Genomic DNA, 23,043 nt, shown 5'->3' with positions numbered 1-23,043 from the left:
CATAAGGATAAAATCCCTATGCTCTTGATAATTTTGTAAGATTTTGTAAGATTGCTATAGCACTATTTTTGTTTAGAGGTTTATCATAAGTTGTTAAAATCTCTCTTGCTAAAATATTTGCACCTAAATGTTGAAACATAATTCTCATAGCTTGAAGACCTTTTTGACCTCCACCACCACTGTGTGTTGCTAATGCCACTATCTTATCATCAAAAGCATCTCTCCAGTTTTTTGTAGCTCTTGATGTCCAAGCCATTGCATTATTTAAAACAGGTGGCATAACACCGTTATACTCAGGAGCTACAATAATAAATGCTTTTAAATCAATTATTCGTGTAGCTAAATCCAAAACAGACTCAGGAATTCCATTTTTTTCCTCTTCAATTGTGCTATAAAGAGGCAGATTGTAATCAACTAAATTTATAATTTCACTATCATAGTTTAGCTCAATTGCTATTTTTTGAAGTTCAATAGCTAGTTTTTGGTTGTTGTTTGAACTAGCAACAATTATTCCAATTTTTGACATAAAAATCCTTAATAATATTTTAAAGAAATATTATAGCTAATGATTATTTAAATATGATTTTGTGATATTTTTGAAGTGGTGGCTCGAGACAGAATCGAACTGTCGACACAAGGATTTTCAATCCTTTGCTCTACCGACTGAGCTATCGAGCCATACTACAATTTAAAAGTGGTGGTGAGAGAAGGATTTGAACCTTCGAAGCCGTAGGCGGCGGATTTACAGTCCGCAGGATTTGACCACTCTCCAACCTCACCATAATAAAAGAACTTAAATTTTTGGATGGGGTAGAAGGATTCGAACCTTCGAGTGACGGTACCAAAAACCGTTGCCTTACCGCTTGGCGATACCCCATTAATTTAAGTGGACAGTATTGTATAATCTTAATTATTAAAATTAGCTAAAAAATATGCTTTTTATGAAGATTATTCATAAAAAGCAGGAAGAGGAGGAAAAGTATCAAAAGACCTTTTAATAGCAAAAGAGATTGAATTCTTATTTTTATGATTTTGCATAGGGTTTGAGAATTGAAGATATTTTATTGATTCATCAACAGTTTTCTCTTTTTTGTAAGCAAATGCTATTTTTTTTCCACTTTTTACACAATTATCATAGATAGTTCTTGCATAATCTGATATATTTGAGAACTCTTTTGGATTTATTTTATCACCCCAACAAAAATAGACAAATTTTCCAAAAGGAAGATAATTTTGAGCATCTAAATACATAATATCTCTATCAAATTCTGTATTTTGATTTGAGTTATATTTTTCTAAATCTTCATTAAATTTTGATAAAAGAGTGCTTGAGTCAATGTGTCCTTCTATTAGATTAAATAGATTTTTTATCTCTACTATTTTTCCTTTGCAACTATCTTTCATAGCTTGCTTAAAAATAGTTATATAACCTTCACATTTTAGTTCTATTAATTCATCAAAAGCTTTGAAATCTTGCTCTAGTAAAAATTTATTTGAATCAAATCCAATAGGTGTAACAACTGGGTTATATATAAATACAGTTCCTATAATATTTTTTTTTCTATCATCTTTTGTTTTTATTAAATTTTTTAAATCTTTTGCACTAATATTTTCATCTTCATCTTTTTTGAAATACATATAACTTTGTGTTAAAAATACCTCTTCATATTTTGTTTGTATCTCTCCAAAGTACTGCATATTTATCCTTTTATTTTTTTGCTATAGTTTTTAAGTCGGAAATTATATCATATTTCATTTTCTATAATTTACAAAAATACTATTTTTAATCTTTTTCTTCTTTGTAATCAAGTTTTAAATCAGCTAAACTTATAGAAAATTTGGCTCTTGAAGCTGCTACATAATAAATATTCAACTCTTCACAAATTGAAGCAAAACTAAGACTTTTTTTTCTATTTAAGATATCTTTTTTTGTGATGAAATCATCTGTCATAATTACTTGATTATACTCCATACCTTTTGCTTTATGTGCTGTTGTGAAGATAATATCTGCTTCATCTTTATTTGGAACTAAATACTCTTTGATTTTCTTATTTATCTCAAAAATATTATCACCATAACTATTTACAAATCTAATAATATTTAGATAGTCTTGATTTTTAGTCTCTTTTGCAAATGTCTCAAGTTCAAAAATTGTATCAAAATTTTTTATTTCATCAATAGTTATTTTGTCATTTTTCCTATTTTTTAAATAAAAAATAGAGTAAACAGTCTGATTCATAAAAGAGTAAGAGTTGTAACCACCTTCAAAAAATAGCTTTTTTTTGTTATGAATATGTTTTATTAACTCTTGAATTAAGCCAAAAGTTGTTCTAGAAATTATTGTAAATTGTTTATTAAAATCTAAAAACTCCCTTCCAACTTTTGTAGTTAATTTATTATCATCAACTCCATTTAAAAAAATATTTTTTGAACCATTTAAAGTATAAAGAGAGTTTAAATAAGATTGTAAAAACTTTGCATAACTATTTGAAAATCTAAAGCTAAAAGTTAATTCATAAGATGGTAAATCTATTTTATTAAGTGCATTTGAAGCATATCTGAAACTATAAATTTGTTGAAAACTATCTCCAACATATATTTTTCTACATTTTTGATTCTCAATTATTCCTATCATCACATCGCTTATATCTTGTGCTTCATCAATTAAAATTAAATCATAATTGAGATTTGAAGATATTTTTTTATTAAGATAGAACATTTTTAGATAAAAGTCATGAATAGCATCTATTTTTCCTAACTTCATAGAGCTAAGAGTTAGTTTTAAATGCTCTAAAAGTTTTTTCTCTTTTTTATTTAAAATATCTAATATTTTTACCCCAAAATCATTTTGCTTTTTAAACTCTTCAAGTAGTTTTAAATCAAGCTCTATTAAATTTGAATTACAGTAAAAATTTATAAGGTTTTTTAAAATAGTTGTATATTCTAAACTAGGGTAGTAGCTCTTTTTATTATCTTGAAATTCATGATTTATGATTAGTTTTTCTAGGATATTTGTTTTTAATTCAGGTGTTAGTTTGTATTTGTAAGCTTCTGTTTTATTGTATGCTAAAGAGTGAATTGTACTTATATGAAGATTTGGTAAATGATAATCTTTTAATTTTTCATTTAGAGCAATTTGTAAAGATTTATTATAAGCTAAATACAAAATTTTTAAGTTTGAATTTTTTTTTGCATACTCAAGAAGAGTTGTTGTTTTGCCACTTCCTGCAACTGCATTTATTTTAAATGAGTCTAATGAACTATTTACAATCTCTTCTTGCTCTGCAGTTAATAACACTTATATAAATACTCTATAAAATAAAAGATTATTCAAAATCTAAAGTTGTTTGAATCTGTCCGTTACTCCCAAACTCACTGTCAATATCAATAGCTATTTTTTTAAAATCAACCCCATTTATCTCTTTTAAGCCTTTTAAAATCTCTTTTTTACCACTGATTAGCTCTTTACTTTTTATTCCATGAGATATAGATAAAGATGCTTCAACAAAAGCAGATAATTTATCACACTGTTTAAGAGCTAAACCATCTATGGCTTCATATTTATCAAGATTATACTTATTTATATCATCAACTTCTGTGATATTCCCATCTATTTTTACTTTATTTGCAAACTCTTCTTTTATACCTTTTGAAATCCCTAGAATATAAGAGAACTCTTCTTGGATATTTATAGGAATATTTGGCAAAATATCATCTTCTATTTTTGCAACTTCATATTCAGCAATTATCTCTGAAAGTTCATCTACACTATATTTTACAGGGCTTATAATATCTCTTGTTAAAGCTTCTGGTAAATCATGAAATAGCGCTGTAAAAAAATTGTTTTGTAATCTTTTGTCACAAGCTTTTACTTCTAAAGAGTAAAAATATGAAAATAGGGCAACTGTTAGCATATGTCCTAAAACTGAAGTTTCAGGAATTCTTGGAGTTTGAGCCCATCTTTTTTGAAATCTTAATCTTCCACTTAAATCTACTATTTTTGCTAATTTTTTATTTAGAGCTATTTTTCTTACTCCAATTAGCTCATAATAATCTTCAATTTCAGCATCAACAGCTTTTTTAACTTCCTCTATATCGCTTAAGAATTGACTTGTTTGATAAACTATTGAAAACTCCCACTTTGTAGATAAATATGAAGCTGCCTTTAATATAAATCTCTCTTTTTTATACATATTTGGATCATTTAAAAATTCTTCAAATTTTTGTAAAAAGTTTCCATTCTCAATATTTTCTATAGAGCTTTTTAGTTTACCTACAACCCAAGTGTTAATCTCTTTTGATTTTTGTTGTAAAGCTTTTCTAAAAACATCAGGTCTAATATCTGTAACAACAACTCTTCTTAAAAACTCAAAAATTCCAGCTTCTATTAGATGTGTAAAATTTATATCATCTTCAAGTTTTGCTATAAAATAAGCAATTATAAATTTATGTGCTTGTTTGTCAAGTTCTACTAAATCAACCATTCTTGGATAATCATTCCACCTTTGAATAGATGCACTTGAAAATATATATTCGATAATTTTTGGATTTATCAATTTTCATCCTTATTGATTTTTTTATCATCACTCTTTTTTTTGTTACTATCAAAGAACATAAGTTTTTTTCCAATCAACATAGCTGCAACAATTGCAGTCATCATCAAATAAACTTGCCAATCAGCCATAATATTTTCCTTGTATATAAAATTAAATTATGCTCTACAATTTCCAATTTTACTTAAAGCGTTTATTTTTTCAACCCTTTGTGTATGTCGTCCCTCTTCAAATTCTGCTTTATCCCAAGCTTTTATAATAGCTTCAATCATACCTTCACCGCTTACTCTTTCACCCAAGCAAAGTACATTTGCATCATTGTGTTTTCTAGCCATCCTTGCACTGTATTCATTGTGACAAAGAGCTGCTCTTATTCCATCAAATTTATTTGCAGCCATACTCATTCCAATTCCACTTCCACAGATTAAAATACCCATTGAACCACTGTTTTCTAAAACTTTTTTGCAAACTTTTGCTGCAAAATCAGGATAATCAACTCTATCTTTATTATATGGACCTAAATCTTCAACTTCATGTCCTCTTTGCTCAAACAAATCTTTTACAAATGCTTTTATTTCAATTCCAGCATGATCTGCACCGATAAAATATTTCATTAATAAATTCCTTCCTCATGCTTTATTTCAGCTGTTGTATCAATATCTTTTTCTAAACTTTCAACAGTTCTAAAAACTCTATCCCATCTAATTTTATAATCATCATCCCAAGAAAAATAGATAAACCAAGGTTTTCCAATTATATATTTGTAAGGTACACTTCCCCAAAATCTTGAGTCATTTGAGTGGTCACGATTGTCTCCCATCATAAATGTTTCATCTTCTGGTATAACAATCTCTTGCATATCAAATAGTTCTTTTGGAGCTATTAGATTTTTAGTGACATTTGGATCGTTATGAATTCCTTTATGCTCTTTTTCGTATGGACTTACAACAAAAAGTTTTCCATCTATATCAATAGTTTCATAATCTTTAAATTCAGTTTTTACAAAATCATTTCCCTCTTTAGGGTGAAGATATAAAATTTTATTTTTTAAAAATATAGTGTCTCCACTTGTAGCTACTGCTCTTTTTACATAGTGAATATCTGGATCATGAGGATATCTAAATACTACGATATCACCTCTTTTTGGTCTCTCACCTTCTATTAAATGTCCATTTCCTTTAAAATCTGGTAAAACTTTTACTTCAATCCAAGGAATTGTAGGAGTTGGAACTCCATATGCGAATTTTTTAACAAAAAGCATATCACCTATTAAAAGAGTATTTTTCATACTTCCACTAGGAATTACAAAGGCTTGAGCAACAAAAAATATAATTGTAAGTACAATTACTATTGTACCAGTCCAAGATGATGACCAGTTATAAATCTTTTTTAACATCTATTTTATTTCTCTTTTATCTCTCAAGTTTGCAGCTTTTATTGTATTTTTTAAAAGCATTGCAATTGTCATTGGTCCTACTCCACCTGGAACTGGAGTTAAAAAAGAACATTTGTTTTTAAGTCCTTCAAAATCAGCATCACCAACAAGTTTACCAGTATCAAGTCTATTAATTCCTACATCAATAACAACAGCACCATCTTTAACCATATCTTCTTTTAGTAGATATGGAACACCAACAGCAATAATTACAATATCAGCTTTTGAAGTGTGAGCTTTTAAATCTTTTGTTCTACTATTACAAACTGTAACTGTTGCTTTTTTATTTATTAAAAGTGATGCCATAGGTTTTCCAACAATATCGCTACTTCCAATAACTACAACATCTTTTCCACTTAATTCAATATTATGCTCTTCAAACATTCTCATAACACCAAATGGAGTTGCACTTAAAAATGAATCAAGATTAGAAACCATTCTTCCAACATTGTATGGATGGAAACCATCAACATCTTTTAGTGGATTAATTGCTTCTAAAACAGTTGTTGTATCTATATGTTTTGGAAGTGGAAGTTGTACTAAAATACCATCAAGTTTTGGATTATTGTTCATCATATTTATAGTTTCAAGTAACTCTTCTTGAGTTATGCTCTCTGGCATTTCATGCACAACTGAATAAATTCCAGCATCTTTACAAGCCTTTGCTTTACTTGCAACATAAGTTGCACTTGCTGCATCATTTCCTACAAGAATAACTGCAAGTCCTGGAGTTATATTTTTCTCTTTTACAATTTGAGTAACTTCAACTTTTACCTCTTCTTTTATCTTTGCTGATAAAATTTTCCCATCTAGTAGTACCATTTTTTTACCTTATAATTAAGTTATTTAAATTTTTTAGATTTGATTGTATCTAAAATTGAATTAAAATATTTTTTAGCATATTGAGATATCTTATTGCTTACAAATATAACTTATAATTTAACCTAATATTTAGTAAATTTTAAATATAATCCGCGTTCAATTTAAAATTAAAACAAAGGACTAAAATGTTAGAGGGTATCGTAAGAGATAGTATAACTAAACCAGCTGTAAAAGCTTTAAGAAAAGATGGATATTTAATTGCAAATATCTATGGAAAAGGTATGGAGAACATATCTGCAGCATTTAAAAGAAATGAGTATATCAAATATTTAAAAAATAAAACTACTCTTGCTTTTGATATTAAAGTAGATGGAAAAGTTTTAAGTGTAGTTGTAAAAGAGTACCAAAAATGCCCTATTACTTCTGATTTATTGCATGTTGATTTAATGGTTGCTCAAAAAGGTGTTAGAGCTTCATATTTTATCCCAGTTGTAGCAACAGGAAGTGCAAAAGGTCTTAAAAATAAAGGTCTTTTAATGTTACATACTAGAAGAATTCCAGTTAAATGTACAATTGAAAATTTACCAAATAACATCACTTTAGATGTTACAAATTTGGATACAGGAGATAATATTCTTTTAAGAGATATTACACTTCCAGAAAATGTTGATTGTTATTTAGACCCACGAGTTCCAATCGTTGGTGTAATTAAAGCTAAATAATTAAAACCTATGTATTTAATTGTTGGTCTTGGAAATATTGGTGAAAAATACCAAAATACAAGACACAACATTGGATTTTTAGTCGTAGATTTTATGACTAAAAATCTTAATACTACTTCTATAAATAACTCAAACTTTCAATCAACTCTTTTAAAAGCAGGATATAATCTATTTTCTAAACCAACTACATATATGAATAATTCAGGAATTGCCGTAAAAAATATTATGGATTACTATAAAGTTGATTTAGAAAATATTATTATTATTCATGATGATATAGATTTACCTTTTGGAACTGTGAAATTCAAAATAGGTGGAGGTCATGGTGGGCACAATGGTTTGAAATCTCTTGATAACCATATTACAAAAGAGTATATAAGAGTTAGAGTTGGAATTGGAAAACCAAAAGATAAAGAAGATGTTGCAAACTATGTTTTAAGTGATTTTAGTAAAGCAGAGTTTGAAGAGTTAAATAACAAAATCATTCCACATGTTGCTTCTTGTGTTGAAGCTTTAAAAGAGCTTAGTATTGATGAAGTTAAGGCTAAATTTACATTAAAGCAGTCTATATGAGTATTTTAACAAAATATATAATTGAAAAGTATCTTAAAAACTTTATTATAATTTTACTATCTTTAGAGATATTTTTTGTGGGAATTGACTTTTTACAAAATTTTAAATCTATACCTCAATCAGCAAACTTACAGTTGTTATATATCTTTTATAATGCATTTTTTACACTAACTTTAACTCTTCCTCTTTCAATTGTTTTTGCTTGGATTTCAACTTTAATAACTTTTATTAAAAATAATGAGTATGTTGCATTTTACTCTTTAGGAGCTGGAAGAAGATATATATTTTTACCTATATTATCTTTAGGTTTAATATTTTTAGTAGTTTTAATATTTTTGCAAATGACACCTTTGGCATACTCTTATGAACAAAAAAAGAAGATTTTAGATAATGAGTACTTCTCAAGTACAAAAAGTGATATATTTTTGAAATATAATGATAATTTTGTCTATTTTCAAAAGCTTTTTCCTCTTGAAAAAAGAGCAGAAAATATACATATTTTTAAAGTAGATGGAAAAGATGTAGTTGAAACAATTGTTGCACTAAAAGCATATTTTCAAAATAATAAATGGTATATTGTAGATGCAAAGATTACTACAAAACCAAAAGAGCTTGATATGAACTCTAAACTTACAATAAAGTATGAAAAATTTTTAAATACATTAGATGGATTTCAACCAAAGATATTGGATAATGTATATGAAGCAAGAAATGATTCTTCATTGTTAGATGCTATAAATGCTATGTTTTTATTAGAAAAACAAGGTGTAAATACTTCAAAAATAAGAGGAAATATATATAATCAGCTATTTGTTCCATTTTTTATAATTCCACTTCTTTTTTTAGTATTTGCATATAGTTCTTTAAATAGTAGATTTTTTAGATTAGGAATTTTTGTATCTTTTGGTATTTTTGGAACTTTAATTGTTTGGGGAGTTTTTTTCTTTTTATTTAAAATTACAAGTTCTGGTGTTTTAAATCCAGAGTTATCTTTATTATTACCTTTAATTATTTGGTTTATAGCAGCCATCTATGTTTATCAATCTAGAATAAAAACTATATAGGATTTAAAATAATGAGTCATACAAAAACTTATGGAATAGTTCCATATATTGTAACAAAAAAAGGTGTTAAAATTCTTTTGTGTTTAGATGTTGCAAGCAATAATAAATGGGGATGTCTAAAAGGTACAAAAGTAAAAAATGAGACTGCTTTTATGTGTGCAAAAAGAGAGTTCTTTGAAGAGAGTTCAATCTCTATAGATATTGAACTTTTTGAAGAGTATTTTGAGCAGATAAATCAAGAAAAAGATATTGGAGTTTGGCTTGTAAACTCTTCAAATATTGAAAATATGGATAGATATTTCAATGGAAATACTTTAAAAAGTGAATATCTCTCTTGGGAAAATTCAAAAGTAAAATTCTTTTCATTAAAAAAGCTTCCAAAGATAAAGTCAATGCAAAAAAAATTAGTATCAGAAATTAAGGATTTTTTAGAAAATAAGAATCTATTCCATTAGCAATACCATTTGCAAGTACTTGCTGATAATCTTTATCATATAATCTTTTACTTTCAACAGGATGAGATATAAATCCTAGCTCAATAAGAATAGATGGCATTTGAGCACCAACTAAAACCCAAAATGGTCCCTCTTTTACACCTGTATCTCTTACATCTTTATATTTTGTTCTAGCTGCTTGTAAAAGCCCTGATTGAACATCTATTGCAAATTTGTGAGAGGCTGTAATTCTTGGACGATTTAAGCTCTCTAAAAATACATTTTTTGAACTTTCACTCATCTCTCTAATATCATCTTTATTTTCTAAAGCAGCAACTTTTTTTGCTCTTTCACTTCTTGCAGGACTTAGAAAAAATGTCTCAATACCGCTTGTACTACTAGCCTTCTCTTTTGGCATAGAGTTTGTATGTATTGAGATAAAAAGGTCAGCATTTTTCTCATTTGCTAAAATAGTTCTATCCATAACTTTAATAAATTTATCAGTCGATCTAGTCAAATATACCTTGTATCCTCTTTGTTTTAATATATTATCAAGATATTTTGCTACTTCTAAATTTATAACTTTTTCATACTCTTTATTTGGTCCAACTGCACCAACATCATCTCCACCATGCCCTGCATCTATAACTATTGTTTTATTTATAGCATTTTTGGGTGTTGTATTTTGAACTTGATTTGTAACTTTTGTAGGAAGATTAGTTTTACTGTTTGAATCACTACTGTTTTTAGCAACTTCTACTTTTTCACTTTGAGTTTCTAAAACTTCAATAGTTAGCTCATTTGATTTTAAAATATATTTAATTTTAGGATTATTTTTATTTATTAATCTTATTCTAACGCTATTTTTATTTTCTGTAGTAATAACTTTATCTATACTATTCAAATTTAGTTTTGTAGGTTCAATATAACTATATTTTCCATTAATATCAAAAATATATTCAAAATTTCCATTTTGCTTAAGAGTAGAATATTTTAAATCTTTTTGTGATATTTTTTTGTTAAACTGGATAGTAATCTTATCTCCACTTGATGAAATAGAACGAATAGAGTTTTTCAAATCAACCATTTCTTTAATATTTGAATTAGGTTCAATTTTTTGTTTTGAAATCTCTTTTATTTGTTCATCTTTTTTTGTTGATTGTTTACTATTTATATCTATTGTTAGTTGTCTTTTTGTTATTTTATAAGATGTTTCTGGATTATTATTGCCTGAAATTACAATTCTTAAAACATCAGGTTGAAACTGACCTATTGTAATTTGTTCAACACCCTGAATTGCTAATTTTGTAGCTAAGGCATCTTTAAAATAACCTTTTATATCAAAAACATCTCTATATAAAGGAGAAGGTTTTAGCTCAAAAAATTTAATATCATCTTCTTTTATATCAACATTAAAATCAACTACTATTGAGTTGTTTGAAGTAGTTACATTTTTTATAGAGTATAAAAGATTTGATTGTTTCTCTTTATTTTGCTTATTATTAGAAGAAGTTTGAGCTGACTCTATATTTTTGTTATTTATTACTTTAATACTTTTATTTAAAACAGCTAATTTTTTTTCATCAGGTCTTACATCTTTATTTAACTTTTTCCCTAGTTCAATAATTTTTTTTAAATCATCTATTTTTTGATTGTCATCTTTTCTTAATGAAGATTTTAAAAACTCTATTCTTGCCTCTTTGTACTGCTGTTCCAAGCTAGAGGCAAAAGATATATTGATAATAAGTAGAAGGCAAATAAAGAATTTAGTTAAAATAACTACTCTCCTTTAGTTAATTTTTCCATTAACTCTTTAACAGAGATTATCTTATCAATTTTATATCCATTTGAACCTGAGAAAAATAGACCAGTTTCTAAATCACCTTTGTATGCGGCTCCTAATCTATCAGCTATACAATATCCTACTAGTTTTGCTTCATGTCCTCTATTACAAGGTGCAACACAATTTGAGATACATTGAACTTTTGGTGCAGTATGATTTTCGATTGAAAATTGAAGATTTGTCTTAACTCCACGTGCAGGAAGTCCTACTGGAGAACTCATTAAAACAATATCTTCTTCTTTTGCATTTAGCAAAACATCTTTGAATTTAGGATCAGCATCACACTCAAAAGTTCCTATAAATCTAGTAGCCATTTGAACTCCAGCACAACCAAGAGATATAAACTTATCAATATCTTTTTTATCCCAAATTCCACCAGCTGCAATAACAGGAATATTACCCCAGTTTTTTGCTTCTTCAATAACTGGAGTTACAATATTCTCAAGTTGAAACTCTTCTTTATAACAATCTTCATATTTGAAACCTTGATGACCACCACTTAAAGGTCCTTCAACTATTACAGCATCTGGTATTTTATTGTATCTTTGCCATTTTTTACAAATAAGTTTTAAAGCTCTTGCACTTGATACAATTGGAACAAGTGCTACATCTGGAAAGTTTTTTGTAAACTCTGGCATATTTGTAGGAATTCCAGCACCAGTAATTATAATATTTGCACCTGCTTCACATGCATCACGTACAACTCTTCCATAGTCATTTATAGCATATAAAATATTACAAGCAAGTGGCAAATTTCCACAAATTTTTCTAGCGTTATCGAAAATCTCTTTTAAAGCATCTTTACTATAAAAATTTAAAACCTCTTTAGGTTTATCTTTTTTCATAACAATATTTACTTTAGGGCTAAGTTTTTTATAGTATCCTGTACCAACTGCTGAAATTACTCCTAAACCACCTTCAAGACTAACATGTCCAGCTAATTGATCCCAACTTATTCCAACACCCATACCACCTTGAATTATTGGATGTTTTATCTCATATTTTCCTATTTTCACAATTAGCCTCTTCTATTTTATTATTATTTTTGCAAAACTTTTTTTGCCTTTTTGCAAAATGTATTCGCCAGATGTTAAGTTTAACTTATCATCGCTTATTTTCTCTTGATTAATCGATACCGCATTTGAATTTATATCTCTTCTTGCTTGTGAAGTTGAATCAACTAATTTTGAATCTAACATAGCTTGACAAATCCAAATCTCACCTTCAAAAATAAATTCAGGTATATCAGTTGGTATATCTTTTTTGGCAAAAACTTTTTCAAATTCAGCTTTTGCTAAAGCTCCAGCACCAACTCCATGAAATCTATCAACTATCTCAGATGCTAAATTCTCTTTTACTTTTTTAGGGTGCATTGTTCCATTTTCAACACCTTTTTTTATCTCTTCAATCTCTTTTAAACTTTTACTTGAAAGAAGCTCAAAGTATCTCCACATAAGTTCATCTGAAATTGATAAAACTTTTCCAAACATATCAAAAGGAAGATCTGTAACACCAATATAGTTACCTAATGATTTTGACATCTTTTGAACACCATCAAGACCTTCAAGAATTGGCATCATTAAAACCGCTTGTTGTTTTTTACAGTTATATGCTTTTTGTAGAGTTCTACCCATAAGTAGATTAAATTTTTGATCTGTTCCACCAAGTTCTACATCGCTATTTAAAGCAATTGAGTCATAACCTTGAAGTAGGGGATATAAAAATTCATTTACAGCAATTGGAGTGTTTGAACTATATCTTTTTGAAAAATCATCACGTTCTAACATTCTTGCAACTGTCAAGTTTGAAGCTAAATTTATAAGTCCAGCTGTTCCTAGTTCATTTAACCAAGTACTATTAAAAACAACTTGCGTTTTATTTGGGTCTAAGATTTTAAAAACTTGCTCTTTGTAAGTCTCAGCGTTTGCTAATACATCATCTCTACTTAAAACTTTTCTTGTTTCACTTTTTCCAGTTGGGTCTCCAATAGTTGCAGTAAAATCTCCAATTAGAAATTGAACTACTCCTCCAAATTTTTGAAAAGTTGCTAATTTTTGTATTAAAACTGTATGTCCTAGATGAATATCAGGAGCTGTTGGATCAAATCCTGCTTTTACGTAGAAATTTTCACCTGTTTCAAAATATTTTTTTATTAATTTTGTAATAGCTTCAATATCAATAATCTCAGCAGTTCCTCTTTGAATTTCGTCTATCGCTTCTTTTATTTTATTTTCCATATTTTATTAAACCTTTATTTATTATATGCGTCTTTTTTTGACATAAAATCTATAACTTTTATATTTTTCTCAACAATTTGTCTAACTTCATCTACATTTGAATTATTTATCTCAAACTCTATATCACAATATTGAATATATGAGTGTTTTTGTCGCCCAAAATTACAAGCTAAGATATAAAAATCGCTTTTAGAAAGATATGCTAAAACTTTTGCTAATTCACCTTTTGTATTTGGAATACTTATTAGCATTTTGTATTGAAAAACAGAGTTTTTTGCCCATTCGCAATACAACATTTGTTCATTTTCTTTGATTTTAGAATAAGCCTTATCACACATTTTATGGTGAATTATTGCATTGTGAGAGTTTCTAAATGCAATAATATCATCTCCAAATTTTGGGTGGCAACAGTGGTCAAATGATATAGAATTTATATTAAAGTTAGAATAAATAAGCATATTGTCAAATTTAAACTCTTTTATCTTGCTTGTGAAGATTTTAAATCTTCCCATAATTCCTTTCTCTTTTAATACTTTTTTCTCTACAATTTGTTTTGCATTTTTTAAAAAAGGTAAATTTGTTGGTACCTTATATAGACCTTTTACTGGATAATGTTCTAAAATATCATTATAATATCTAGAAAATATAGTATTTATAATATTTTTTCCAGCAAGTTCATCTATCTCTCTTTGTCTTTGCATACATAAAAATTTTAACTGTTTTTTTGCTCTTGAAGTTTTTACCATATCTATCCAAGAACATCTTATGATTGGTTCATTTCCTAGCTCAATTTGTATAATATCTGTACTTTTTAAAACAGTTAAAAGAGGTTTTTTAATTTTATTTATATAACAAGAAATTGCTTTTTTTCCAACATTTGTATGAACCGCAAAAGCGTAATCATAAGCAGTTGAACCAATAGGCAGGATAAAAACTTCACCTTTTGGTGAATAAACTATAATTTCATCGTTAAACAAATTTTCTTTTGTTTCATTATAGAACTCTTCTATGTTGTCATTAGAGAACTCCAAAGATTTTAACCAATTAAGATTTGAACTTGAAGAGCTATTTTTTTCTCCATTTTTATATGCCCAGTGGGCTGCTATTCCATACTCTGCAACACTATTCATATCAAATGAACGAATCTGAATCTCATATATTTTTGAATTATAAAAAACTGTTGTATGAATAGTTTTGTAACCATTTTCTTTAGGTGTTGCTATATAATCTTTAAATCTTGAAACTAAAGGTTTAAATTCTAAATGAATATGTCCTAATGCCTTATAGCAATCTATATCGCTTGGAACTAAGATTCTAATTGCAAAAAGATCAAGTACCTCTTCTATAGTAATACCTTTTCTTTGCATTTTTAAATATATTGAATAGTGATGTTTAATTCTTGAGTATATTTTTATCTCATTCTCTTCAAAACCATTTTTTTCTAATAAATTTTTTGTAATAGCAATAAAAGTATTGAAACTAAGCTGCATAGCTTGTTCATTCTCTTTTAAAAAATCATCAATTTTTTTGTACTCATCTGGATAAATATAGAAAAATGCTAAATCTTCTAACTCATTTTTAAGTGTTGAAATACCAAGTCTGTTTGCAATTGGAACATAAACAACCAGAGTCTCTTCAGCTATTCTTCTTTGTTTATGTTGTGGTAAAACAGCAAGAGTAAGCATATTATGAAGTCTATCACAAAGTTTTACTATTAAAACTCGTGGATCATCTATTGATGCTATTAGCATTTTTCTAAATGTAAGTGCTGCTTGAACTATTTTTGTATCGCTTGAATCTTTTGAAGTAATAAAATTTTCTTCTCTAATATCTGCTACTTTTGTAAGACCTTTAACCATATTAGAGACATTTTTGCCCCATTTTTCTTCAACAAATTCTAATGTAAAAGGTGTATCTTCTACAACATCATGAAGAAGTGCAGTTGCAATAACGTCTTCATCTTTTGAAAAAGTACTAGTTATTGTTGCTACAAGAATTGGATGAACCGAATAGGGTTCACCACTTTTTCTAAATTGACCCTCATGAGCTTCGATAATAAAATCAATAATCTCATTTAGTTTAGGGCTAATATCAATTTGCTTTTCAAGCTCTTTTATTGCCCCTTCAATTGTATTTACTAGTTGTAGCTCTTTGAAGAATAAATTCATAAAATCTACTAAGTAGAGATCTATTTTTTATCAGTAAAACCGTTGATTTTTAGCAATCCACTTGCTATTTCATCAATTGCAATATCTGTATATTTCATTTTTTGAGTATTTTGGCTTAAAAGTGGTTTTGCACCTTTGCTTAATTCATCTGCTCTTTGTCCAACTGCAATTGCTAAAACATATCTATCATTATCAACTTGTTTTAAAGCTCTTGAAATTCTCTCTTCTAATCTTTCCATTTTTAATATCCTTTTTAAAATCTATTTTGAACTATTTAACTATTGAACATTTGCTATAATCGCCTTGTACAATTCTTAGCAAATTTCCTTTTTCATTCATATTTGTAACAGCAATTGGTAGTTTATTATCTTTTGCTAAAGCAATAGCAGTGTCATCCATAACTTTTATATGGTCTTCTAAAGCTCTATCATATGTAAGATTTTCTAATTTTACTGCATCTGCAAATTTCATTGGATCTTTATCATAAACTCCATTAACTTTTGTTGCTTTTATAAGTAAATCTGCACCAATTTCAGTAGCTCTTAGTGTTGCACCTGTATCAGTAGTAAAATATGGATTTCCAGTTCCTGCTCCAAAAATTACAACTCTTCCTTTTTCAAAATGTCTCATAGCTTTTCTTACAATAAAAGGTTCAGCTATCTCTTCCATTTTTATAGCAGTTTGCAACCTTGCGCTCAAACCTTTGTATTCTAAGGCTTCTTGCATAGCAACACCATTGATTACTGTTCCTAGCATTCCCATATAATCAGCACTTGTTCTTTTAATAACACCATCAGCAGCAGCAGTAACACCACGAATAATATTTCCACCACCAATAACAATAGCAACTTCAACACCATGCTCAACTAAAGTTTTAATCTCTTCAGCTATATAATCTAATATTTTTGTATCAATTCCATATCCTTCAGTTCCAGCTAATGCTTCTCCTGAGAACTTTACAAGAACTCTTTTATTCATCTATTTTATCCTTCAATAATTTTTGCATTTTATCTAAAATATGATTAACAAAAACTTAGTTTATTTTATTGAAGATTTTGTTGGATTTATAATATTTTTTTCATTCTCTTTTTTTGATTTTTTTGGTTGGTAAAGCATATGATGCCATAGTGCAAAACCGCAAAATGCAACACCTGCAATAATATGAGTATTTTTGGCAATTTTATTTTTCATAAACATTGAAGTTACAACAGTTGCACCTAAAGTTGCACTCATTCCAATTTTTGCAACTTCTTTTTGAAGTTCTAAATCAAATTTTAGCTCTTTCATCTCTTTTTTTTCTTCTTTCATAAGTTTTTATAGTTTTATTTACAGTTTTAACTGTCAAAACACCTGTGATTAAAGTCGCTAATGGTAATAAAAATGGCATAAAATATATCCTTTAATAAATTAAAAGAATTGTATTATTTAATTTCTTAAACAAAACTGATAACTATTATTAAAATCTATTTTTTAGCTAATTTTACCCCTTTTATCGAATTTAATAGTAATCCTATTGTTGTTCCATTGTGCAATACAGCTGTTACAATAGGAGAAAATAGACCAAAAGTTGCACCTAAAAGAATTGTACTATTTATTCCAACAGTTGCATTGAAGTTAGTATTTATCAAATTCATGGTTTTATTTGCAAACTCCTTTGCTTCAACAACAGCAGAAATATCATCTTTTAATAGACTAATATCAGCAGTTGCTTTTGCTATATCAGCTCCACGACTCATTGAAATTCCAACATGAGAAGATATAAGAGCAGGGGCATCATTTATACCATCTCCAATGAAAGCAACTTTTTTACCCTCTTGCATCAACTCTTTTACAATATTTGCTTTATCTTGAGGTAAAAGTTCGGCTTTTACCTCATTAATACCTAACTCATCAGCAATTTTTAAAGCTTTTGTTTTTGTATCTCCTGTTAGCATTACAATATTTTTTACACCAAGAGATTTTAATCTTTTTATACTCTCTTTTGTATTTTCTCGTAACTCATCACTAAGTCCAATAGTTCCTAAAAGTTTACCATCATATCCAACATATAGTAAAGTATCACTCTTTTTTAAAGAGTTTTCAATATCTTTTTTGTATGAAGAAAAATCTATTTTTTCGTCATCTTCTAAAAAATGTCTGCTTCCTATTACTACATTTTTACCTTTTATTTCTGTTTTTACACCATGGGCTACTATAAATTGAACCTCTTCGTGATGCATATGTACAAAACCTCTCTCTTTTGCTGCTTTTACAACAGCTTCAGCTACAGGATGAAAATAGTGCTCTTCTGTTGAAGCTGTAAGATTTAAAAGCTTCTCTTCACTCCAATTTTTATCATAGGAATCAACACTTATAACTTCTAATTCACCACTTGTAAGAGTTCCTGTCTTATCAAAAACAAAGGTATCAGCACTGCTTAGTGCTTCAATAGATTTTGCACCTTTTATCATAATTCCACTATGACCAGCTTTTGAAATTGTAGATTTAAAAGCAACAGGAGTTGCAAGTTTTAAAGCACAAGAGTAATCAGCTTGAAGTACAGATGCAACTCTTTGAAAATCTTTTGTAAAAATATAAGCAGCGGTTGCTAATCCTAGGGTAACAGGAACTAGCTTGTCTGCAAGTCGATTTGCTTTTAGCTGAGCAGATGACTTTTCATTTAAAGAGTTTTCTATGTAATGTTTTATTCTTTGAGTTGCCGTATTCGCACCAACTTGCTCAGCCCAAATTCTAAATCTTCCTTCTTCGACAATAGTTCCAGATATTACTCTATCTCCTCTATATTTTGCTATTGGTTCAGCCTCTCCAGTCATTGATACTTGGTTAATTGTACCTGCTCCATCTATTATATGACCATCTATTGCAATAGTACTTCCTGCTCCAACTACTACAATATCACCTACTTTTAGTTCAGCTGTTTTTACTAAAACTTCTACTACTTTTCCATCTACTTTTCTTTCAACCCAAGCTTCTTCAATATTTGGACGAGCTAGCTCTTTTAGTAAATCATCACTTTTATGAACAGTAGTTTCTTCTATATATTCACCAAGCTCTAACATAGCATTTGTTGAGTTTGCTGCAAGATAATCTTTTCTATAAATAGAAATAGCTACAGCTGCTGCTTCAAGTACATGAGAAGTTAAGCCATCATTAAAAAGCTCTTTTGTACCATCAATTAGAAGAGGAACTGAAGCAACGCTTGTAATAGCAGCTTTTAAACTATTATTTGTAACCAATCTTTCGGCAACCAAAGCAGTAGTTGCAAGTAGAGTTCCTTTTATAGATGGCTCTTTGTTTGATGTACAAGAGACACAAACACTAGCTTCATTTTTTGATGCAGATTTTAAGAGATTTTCTAAAGTAATAGTTTTTAATCTCTTTTCTATATCTTGAAAGATATCTTTTTTTAGTTCAAATATTATTGAATATGCTTTTTTATTTACTCTTATACTTTGTATTTCACTAAAATTATTAAAATAACCTTTTAAAATATCTTCATCTATAAAATTATCTTTTAGTATTTCAAGCTTATATCTAGCTCTAAGTCCTATTTGATGAACTTTTATAAATTTTTTATTCATTATTTTTAAAACTCTTGTTCATTTACTTTTGAAGCTGCTTTTGCATCTTCAATTCTCTCTTTTAGCTCTTCAAAGCCAGCAGTTGCAAGATTTTTTACTTTGTTTATTGTTTCAAAAATACTCTCTTGAGCATTTTTATTTGTTAAAATATAAGTTGCTACTGCTCCAATTAATGCACCTTTTATAAAATCCCCATTTAAAAAAGAGCTTGATTGATTTTGCATTTGATTATTCGGATTTTGTCCTATAAAATTTTGATTTACACCACTATTGATGTATGGGTTTTGGTTTATATTTAGCCCATTTTGATTGTTATTTCTTGTACTATTTATATCTGTGTTATATTGATTAAAATTTTGATTGTTATTAGCCATTTTAGTTTTCCTCTAATTCTAGATTTTGGTTTATTAAGTATTTTTGCTCTAGTTTTTCTTCAATTATTTCTAATGCATAAATTCCAGCCATTCCAATAGATGCTGATGTTAAAGCTCTAAGATAGTTTCCTTCACCAATATAGTTCGTTGTAGCAATAGCGCTTCCTGTAACAATAGCACCTTGAGTTGCTTTTTTTGTAGTATCTTTTATTGCTTCACACTTTTTTATTTGACCGTTTTGATATTTCTTGTAATTTATTGCACCACTAATAACAGCACTTGCTATTGCACCACTTATTACATGACCTAAAACATTTCTAGGCGTTCCTGTATTTATATTTTTCATAAATTTGCCTCTTTATTTTCAGTAGTTTTTGGCTTTCTTGAATATGTTTTTTTTGTAGCTTTTGGTTTTTCAACTATTTTTTTTGTATCTTCTTTTTCAAACTTCTTTTTTGTTTGTGAAATTTTTGTTTCAATATCTTTTTTTAAAATTTCACCTTTTTCTTTTGCATCTTTAAAAATATTTCCACCCTTTTTCTTAATGATATCTCTATTTTTATAAGCAACAACTCCTAAAGCTCCAAGAGCTAAACCAGCTATAAATGGTAATGCCATTTTTTACTCCTTGTTTGAATTTTGATTTTCTAAAAATTGATTTAAAAGTGCTACAATTGCAGCTCCACTAACAGCGCCACCTAAAAATTGAAAACTTATATTTGAAAATAGTTTTGAACTAAGATTTGAAATTGTATTTTCATCTATATTTCCACTCATAAGATTATTTACAATCTCTTGGTACTCTTGCATTTTTTGCATAATATCTTCGCTACTATTTGAAGAAGAGTGAAAGCTATTGTAGTAATTTATTACACAAGATCTAAAAGCTGGTAAATGATTGTTAAAAGAGGCAGCTTGAAGTCTAAAAAGTGCATCTGTAATATCACTTTTTGTTGAATTTATTAAAAGATTATTGTACATAGCAATATTTTCAATCTCTGCTGCAACTCCTAATTCATAACACTCTATTAGATTATTTGGGATTTCTATTTTATCTTTCCAGTCATTTATTGGAACTTCTACACTATATTTTTCTGCTAATTTTATAAGCATACTATAGTGTACTGCTTCAGACTCTTTAATATTGATAAATGGATCTATATTTCCAAAAGTTTCAATTATTTTGCTATAAGTTTCGTAAGCTTTAAACTCATCATAAATAGCAATTTGTAAAATCTGCTCATCAATATTTATATTTGAATTTAAATCAACTCTTTTTTTAATTAAAATATTGTAATCTATGGGCATTATATAGCCTCCTTTGATAGATTATTTATAATTTGTGTTATTTCATCTATATTTTCATTTTTTATCAAATCTTCCCATAGTTTTGGCTTAAAAATAGTAGGATTATATATAATTGTAATAGAAGCTATAATTTTATTTATTTTAATATCTTCAATACCAGATATTTTTTTTGGAAGATTTGTAATATCATCTAAAGATATATTCTGTGCTTCATTGACTATTTTTGGATTTACTCTAACTCTTAATCTTCCAGGAGTATGTGCAATAATTGTGAAATAACTAGAAATTCTTATGATAGTTTCACTATTTATCATTTAGACCTTCTAGAAACTCTTTTTGTGTCTCTTTTTTCCCCACAATTAGAAGAAAGATAACTCCAATAACTGCAGCACTAATTGAACTAGCAAAAATACCAATTTTTACGGCACTTACAATATGTGGATCATCAAAAGCTAAAACAGAGATAAAAATTGACATAGTAAATCCAATTCCTGCTAAGAATCCAACTGCTAAAATTTCACTCCAAGTTACATTTGCTGGTTTTTCACTAATTTTAAATTTTGTTGCAAGATAAGTTGAAGCTAAAATTCCAATAGGCTTACCAATAAGTAAACCTAAAAATACTCCAAGAACAATTGTTTTATTCTCTATAACACTTGCAAAATCTAGTTCAACACCTGCATTTGCAAATGCAAAAACAGGCATTATAATAAATGCACTAAAGTTATGAAGTGCATGTTCAACTCTCAAAAGTGGACTTTTTGAGTTATGCTCTTCAATCTCTTCAACTGTTGTATTTTTTGCTTTTAAAGGAATTACAAAAGCTAGAAGAATTCCAGCTATTGTAGAGTGAATACCAGAACTATGTATAAAAATCCATAGAAAAATACCAATAAATAGGTAAGGCATAACACGTACTAGATTAAAATAGTTAAAAATCATAAGAATAAAATATGTTAAAACTGAATAAAGTAAAAAGTCATAATGAAGTTCACTTGTATAAAATATTGCAACTACAACTATTGCTCCTAAATCATCTACAACAGCTAAAGTTACTAAAAATACTTTTAAAGATAGACTAACTCTTTTTCCTAGAAGCATTAAAATTCCTAAGGCAAAAGCAATATCTGTAGCCATAGGAATTCCAAATCCTGTTGGATGAGATTGATTTACACTTAGATACAATATTGCTGGAATAATCATCCCTCCAAGTGCTGCAATTATAGGAAATGATGCTTTTTTTGGACTTGAAAGCTCACCTATTAGCATATCTCTTTTTATCTCTAAGCCAACAACTAAGAAAAATAGTGCCATCAAAACATCATTTATCCAATGTTGAAGGCTCATAGAAAAAGTGTGTGTACCAAATGAGAAGCTAAAATGTGTTTTTAAAAGTTCAAAATATTGTGGAGCAAACATAGAGTTTGCTATATAAACAGCCAAAACTGTCACCAAAAAGAGCTGAATTCCACTTAAAGTTGCAGTTGATATAAAGCTTCTTATAAATTTGTATTGATTCTTTATATTTACAATTTTTCTTAAGTAGCTAGCGGAAAGTATTTTAGCCATTTTTATTGCACTCCTTACATTTTCCTTTTAGGATAATATTTTCAATTTTATAATCTTGTAAAAGAAAGTTTGGTTTTTCAAAAATACACTCAATATTTGAACAGTTGTTACAAATAAAGTGTGAATGCTCAATATCTTTTATTTCAAAATATCTTTTTTTATCATTTGACTCAAAAGAGTTTATAAGATTTTCTTCTTCAAAAATCGTGATATTTCTATAAAAAGTTGCCTTATCCATAGATATTTTATCTTTTATATCTTCATAACTTAATGGTTTACTTGAGTTTATAAGTATATCCAAGATAGATTTTCTGGCACTTGTAAGTTTTATATTTGAAAAATTTTCTTTTATCATAAATT

At 28.0% G+C, this 23,043-nt stretch carries 27 protein-coding genes and 3 tRNA genes; 4 read left to right on the top strand and 26 right to left on the bottom strand.

Features of this window, described 5'->3' with window-relative positions:
• Nucleotides 1-16 precede the first annotated feature (16 nt).
• The 11 genes from AC5LG6_RS00230 to folD all read right to left on the bottom strand — a co-directional run bounded on the left by AC5LG6_RS00230 (nt 17) and on the right by folD (nt 6,810).
• Complete coding sequence (locus tag AC5LG6_RS00230; RefSeq protein WP_066157502.1) at nt 17-526, bottom strand: NADPH-dependent FMN reductase; 510 nt, start codon at nt 524-526, stop codon at nt 17-19.
• A gap of 76 nt (nt 527-602) precedes the next feature.
• Nucleotides 603-678, bottom strand: a tRNA-Phe gene (locus tag AC5LG6_RS00225).
• Nucleotides 679-695: 17 nt separating this feature from the next.
• Nucleotides 696-780, bottom strand: a tRNA-Tyr gene (locus AC5LG6_RS00220).
• 22 nt (nt 781-802) lie between these two features.
• Nucleotides 803-877: transfer RNA gene (locus tag AC5LG6_RS00215), tRNA-Gln, on the bottom strand.
• 71 nt (nt 878-948) lie between these two features.
• Nucleotides 949-1,698 carry a hypothetical protein gene (locus tag AC5LG6_RS00210; protein ID WP_260874716.1) on the bottom strand — a complete coding sequence of 250 codons (750 nt, stop codon included), beginning with the start codon at nt 1,696-1,698 and terminating at the stop codon, nt 949-951.
• 85 nt (nt 1,699-1,783) lie between these two features.
• Nucleotides 1,784-3,298, bottom strand: a complete 1,515-nt coding sequence (locus AC5LG6_RS00205) for a UvrD-helicase domain-containing protein (RefSeq protein WP_260908751.1) — start codon at nt 3,296-3,298, stop codon at nt 1,784-1,786.
• A 28-nt stretch (nt 3,299-3,326) separates the two neighbouring features.
• The gene (locus AC5LG6_RS00200; protein WP_260933080.1) at nt 3,327-4,556 is read right to left on the bottom strand and encodes an HD domain-containing protein; all 1,230 of its coding nucleotides are present in this window, start codon (nt 4,554-4,556) and stop codon (nt 3,327-3,329) included.
• Nucleotides 4,553-4,684: a hypothetical protein gene (locus AC5LG6_RS00195; protein ID WP_258315271.1), complete on the bottom strand. Its 132-nt coding sequence runs from the start codon at nt 4,682-4,684 to the stop codon at nt 4,553-4,555. Before AC5LG6_RS00195 ends, AC5LG6_RS00200 begins: the two co-directional genes overlap by 4 nt.
• Before the next feature lie 27 nt (nt 4,685-4,711).
• The gene (rpiB, locus tag AC5LG6_RS00190) at nt 4,712-5,167 is read right to left on the bottom strand and encodes a ribose 5-phosphate isomerase B (RefSeq protein WP_066153242.1); all 456 of its coding nucleotides are present in this window, start codon (nt 5,165-5,167) and stop codon (nt 4,712-4,714) included.
• Complete coding sequence (gene lepB, locus AC5LG6_RS00185; RefSeq protein ID WP_498585393.1) at nt 5,167-5,949, bottom strand: signal peptidase I; 783 nt, start codon at nt 5,947-5,949, stop codon at nt 5,167-5,169. The genes rpiB and lepB overlap by 1 nt, the downstream gene beginning before the upstream one ends.
• The gene (gene folD / locus AC5LG6_RS00180; protein WP_498585392.1) at nt 5,950-6,810 is read right to left on the bottom strand and encodes a bifunctional methylenetetrahydrofolate dehydrogenase/methenyltetrahydrofolate cyclohydrolase FolD; all 861 of its coding nucleotides are present in this window, start codon (nt 6,808-6,810) and stop codon (nt 5,950-5,952) included.
• Between the two features lie 185 nt (nt 6,811-6,995).
• Here folD and AC5LG6_RS00175 point away from each other — a divergent pair, with 185 nt between their 5' ends.
• Genes AC5LG6_RS00175 through AC5LG6_RS00160 form a run of 4 tightly spaced genes read left to right on the top strand, consistent with a single transcriptional unit; the run spans nt 6,996 to nt 9,624 of the window.
• On the top strand, nt 6,996-7,532 hold the full coding sequence (locus AC5LG6_RS00175) for a 50S ribosomal protein L25/general stress protein Ctc (protein WP_066164601.1): 537 nt from the start codon (nt 6,996-6,998) through the stop codon (nt 7,530-7,532).
• A 9-nt stretch (nt 7,533-7,541) separates the two neighbouring features.
• Nucleotides 7,542-8,105, top strand: coding sequence for an aminoacyl-tRNA hydrolase (gene pth / locus AC5LG6_RS00170; RefSeq protein WP_434283071.1), 564 nt, complete (start codon nt 7,542-7,544; stop codon nt 8,103-8,105).
• Nucleotides 8,102-9,169 (top strand): LptF/LptG family permease, encoded by a 1,068-nt coding sequence (locus tag AC5LG6_RS00165; RefSeq protein WP_498585391.1) that lies wholly within the window; start codon nt 8,102-8,104, stop codon nt 9,167-9,169. Before pth ends, AC5LG6_RS00165 begins: the two co-directional genes overlap by 4 nt.
• An 11-nt stretch (nt 9,170-9,180) precedes the next feature.
• Nucleotides 9,181-9,624: an NUDIX hydrolase gene (locus tag AC5LG6_RS00160; protein ID WP_498585390.1), complete on the top strand. Its 444-nt coding sequence runs from the start codon at nt 9,181-9,183 to the stop codon at nt 9,622-9,624.
• On the opposite strand, the gene AC5LG6_RS00155 is transcribed toward AC5LG6_RS00160, so the two are convergent.
• From AC5LG6_RS00155 to AC5LG6_RS00085, 15 genes are all read right to left on the bottom strand, one after another.
• Nucleotides 9,587-11,320, bottom strand: coding sequence for an N-acetylmuramoyl-L-alanine amidase family protein (locus AC5LG6_RS00155; RefSeq protein WP_498585389.1), 1,734 nt, complete (start codon nt 11,318-11,320; stop codon nt 9,587-9,589). The two genes, AC5LG6_RS00160 and AC5LG6_RS00155, sit on opposite strands and share 38 nt — an antisense overlap.
• A 62-nt stretch (nt 11,321-11,382) precedes the next feature.
• Nucleotides 11,383-12,462 (bottom strand): nitronate monooxygenase, encoded by a 1,080-nt coding sequence (locus AC5LG6_RS00150; RefSeq protein ID WP_498585388.1) that lies wholly within the window; start codon nt 12,460-12,462, stop codon nt 11,383-11,385.
• Between the two features lie 12 nt (nt 12,463-12,474).
• Nucleotides 12,475-13,683 (bottom strand): tyrosine--tRNA ligase, encoded by a 1,209-nt coding sequence (gene tyrS, locus AC5LG6_RS00145; protein ID WP_260888798.1) that lies wholly within the window; start codon nt 13,681-13,683, stop codon nt 12,475-12,477.
• 14 nt (nt 13,684-13,697) lie between these two features.
• On the bottom strand, nt 13,698-15,851 hold the full coding sequence (locus AC5LG6_RS00140) for a RelA/SpoT family protein (protein WP_066359214.1): 2,154 nt from the start codon (nt 15,849-15,851) through the stop codon (nt 13,698-13,700).
• A gap of 20 nt (nt 15,852-15,871) precedes the next feature.
• On the bottom strand, nt 15,872-16,090 hold the full coding sequence (locus AC5LG6_RS00135) for a DNA-directed RNA polymerase subunit omega (protein ID WP_066164626.1): 219 nt from the start codon (nt 16,088-16,090) through the stop codon (nt 15,872-15,874).
• Nucleotides 16,091-16,121: 31 nt separating this feature from the next.
• On the bottom strand, nt 16,122-16,829 hold the full coding sequence (pyrH, locus tag AC5LG6_RS00130) for a UMP kinase (RefSeq protein WP_066153209.1): 708 nt from the start codon (nt 16,827-16,829) through the stop codon (nt 16,122-16,124).
• A gap of 60 nt (nt 16,830-16,889) precedes the next feature.
• The gene (locus tag AC5LG6_RS00125; RefSeq protein ID WP_228199245.1) at nt 16,890-17,159 is read right to left on the bottom strand and encodes a hypothetical protein; all 270 of its coding nucleotides are present in this window, start codon (nt 17,157-17,159) and stop codon (nt 16,890-16,892) included.
• A 155-nt stretch (nt 17,160-17,314) separates the two neighbouring features.
• A complete protein-coding gene (locus AC5LG6_RS00120) occupies nt 17,315-19,432 on the bottom strand; it encodes a heavy metal translocating P-type ATPase (protein WP_498585387.1) in 2,118 nt (705 codons plus the stop codon).
• A gap of 5 nt (nt 19,433-19,437) precedes the next feature.
• Complete coding sequence (locus tag AC5LG6_RS00115) at nt 19,438-19,806, bottom strand: YtxH domain-containing protein (protein WP_498585386.1); 369 nt, start codon at nt 19,804-19,806, stop codon at nt 19,438-19,440.
• 1 nt (nt 19,807) lies between these two features.
• Nucleotides 19,808-20,152, bottom strand: a complete 345-nt coding sequence (locus tag AC5LG6_RS00110) for a magnetosome protein MamC family protein (protein WP_066164638.1) — start codon at nt 20,150-20,152, stop codon at nt 19,808-19,810.
• Entirely contained in the window at nt 20,149-20,424 is a 276-nt protein-coding gene (locus AC5LG6_RS00105) for a hypothetical protein (protein WP_066164641.1), read from the bottom strand. Before AC5LG6_RS00105 ends, AC5LG6_RS00110 begins: the two co-directional genes overlap by 4 nt.
• A 3-nt stretch (nt 20,425-20,427) precedes the next feature.
• Nucleotides 20,428-21,114, bottom strand: coding sequence for a ferritin-like domain-containing protein (locus tag AC5LG6_RS00100; RefSeq protein ID WP_066359223.1), 687 nt, complete (start codon nt 21,112-21,114; stop codon nt 20,428-20,430).
• Entirely contained in the window at nt 21,114-21,428 is a 315-nt protein-coding gene (locus AC5LG6_RS00095; RefSeq protein WP_498585385.1) for a hypothetical protein, read from the bottom strand. The genes AC5LG6_RS00100 and AC5LG6_RS00095 overlap by 1 nt, the downstream gene beginning before the upstream one ends.
• Entirely contained in the window at nt 21,418-22,638 is a 1,221-nt protein-coding gene (gene nhaA / locus AC5LG6_RS00090) for a Na+/H+ antiporter NhaA (protein ID WP_390881716.1), read from the bottom strand. Before nhaA ends, AC5LG6_RS00095 begins: the two co-directional genes overlap by 11 nt.
• Before the next feature lie 37 nt (nt 22,639-22,675).
• Complete coding sequence (locus tag AC5LG6_RS00085) at nt 22,676-23,038, bottom strand: Fur family transcriptional regulator (protein WP_066218868.1); 363 nt, start codon at nt 23,036-23,038, stop codon at nt 22,676-22,678.
• Between the last annotated feature and the right edge of the window lie 5 nt (nt 23,039-23,043).

The organism is Arcobacter thermotolerans (genome assembly GCF_983172305.1).
Note: the sequence above shows the minus strand (reverse complement) of the source record. Positions and strands in the feature narration are given on the sequence as shown.

Coding starts and splice junctions, on each gene's coding strand:
- folD (WP_498585392.1), bottom strand. CDS start 6,810: ATGGTACTACTAGATGGGAAAATTTTATCAGCAAAGATAAAAGAAGAG.
- tyrS (WP_260888798.1), bottom strand. CDS start 13,683: ATGGAAAATAAAATAAAAGAAGCGATAGACGAAATTCAAAGAGGAACT.
- pyrH (WP_066153209.1), bottom strand. CDS start 16,829: ATGAATAAAAGAGTTCTTGTAAAGTTCTCAGGAGAAGCATTAGCTGGA.
- AC5LG6_RS00125 (WP_228199245.1), bottom strand. CDS start 17,159: ATGAAAGAAGAAAAAAAAGAGATGAAAGAGCTAAAATTTGATTTAGAA.
- AC5LG6_RS00160 (WP_498585390.1), top strand. CDS start 9,181: ATGAGTCATACAAAAACTTATGGAATAGTTCCATATATTGTAACAAAA.
- AC5LG6_RS00085 (WP_066218868.1), bottom strand. CDS start 23,038: ATGATAAAAGAAAATTTTTCAAATATAAAACTTACAAGTGCCAGAAAA.
- AC5LG6_RS00195 (WP_258315271.1), bottom strand. CDS start 4,684: ATGGCTGATTGGCAAGTTTATTTGATGATGACTGCAATTGTTGCAGCT.
- pth (WP_434283071.1), top strand. CDS start 7,542: ATGTATTTAATTGTTGGTCTTGGAAATATTGGTGAAAAATACCAAAAT.
- AC5LG6_RS00230 (WP_066157502.1), bottom strand. CDS start 526: ATGTCAAAAATTGGAATAATTGTTGCTAGTTCAAACAACAACCAAAAA.
- lepB (WP_498585393.1), bottom strand. CDS start 5,949: ATGTTAAAAAAGATTTATAACTGGTCATCATCTTGGACTGGTACAATA.
- AC5LG6_RS00095 (WP_498585385.1), bottom strand. CDS start 21,428: ATGATAAATAGTGAAACTATCATAAGAATTTCTAGTTATTTCACAATT.
- AC5LG6_RS00100 (WP_066359223.1), bottom strand. CDS start 21,114: ATGCCCATAGATTACAATATTTTAATTAAAAAAAGAGTTGATTTAAAT.
- AC5LG6_RS00165 (WP_498585391.1), top strand. CDS start 8,102: ATGAGTATTTTAACAAAATATATAATTGAAAAGTATCTTAAAAACTTT.
- AC5LG6_RS00175 (WP_066164601.1), top strand. CDS start 6,996: ATGTTAGAGGGTATCGTAAGAGATAGTATAACTAAACCAGCTGTAAAA.
- AC5LG6_RS00105 (WP_066164641.1), bottom strand. CDS start 20,424: ATGGCATTACCATTTATAGCTGGTTTAGCTCTTGGAGCTTTAGGAGTT.
- AC5LG6_RS00140 (WP_066359214.1), bottom strand. CDS start 15,851: ATGAATTTATTCTTCAAAGAGCTACAACTAGTAAATACAATTGAAGGG.
- AC5LG6_RS00110 (WP_066164638.1), bottom strand. CDS start 20,152: ATGAAAAATATAAATACAGGAACGCCTAGAAATGTTTTAGGTCATGTA.
- AC5LG6_RS00210 (WP_260874716.1), bottom strand. CDS start 1,698: ATGCAGTACTTTGGAGAGATACAAACAAAATATGAAGAGGTATTTTTA.
- AC5LG6_RS00115 (WP_498585386.1), bottom strand. CDS start 19,806: ATGGCTAATAACAATCAAAATTTTAATCAATATAACACAGATATAAAT.
- rpiB (WP_066153242.1), bottom strand. CDS start 5,167: ATGAAATATTTTATCGGTGCAGATCATGCTGGAATTGAAATAAAAGCA.
- AC5LG6_RS00135 (WP_066164626.1), bottom strand. CDS start 16,090: ATGGAAAGATTAGAAGAGAGAATTTCAAGAGCTTTAAAACAAGTTGAT.
- AC5LG6_RS00120 (WP_498585387.1), bottom strand. CDS start 19,432: ATGAATAAAAAATTTATAAAAGTTCATCAAATAGGACTTAGAGCTAGA.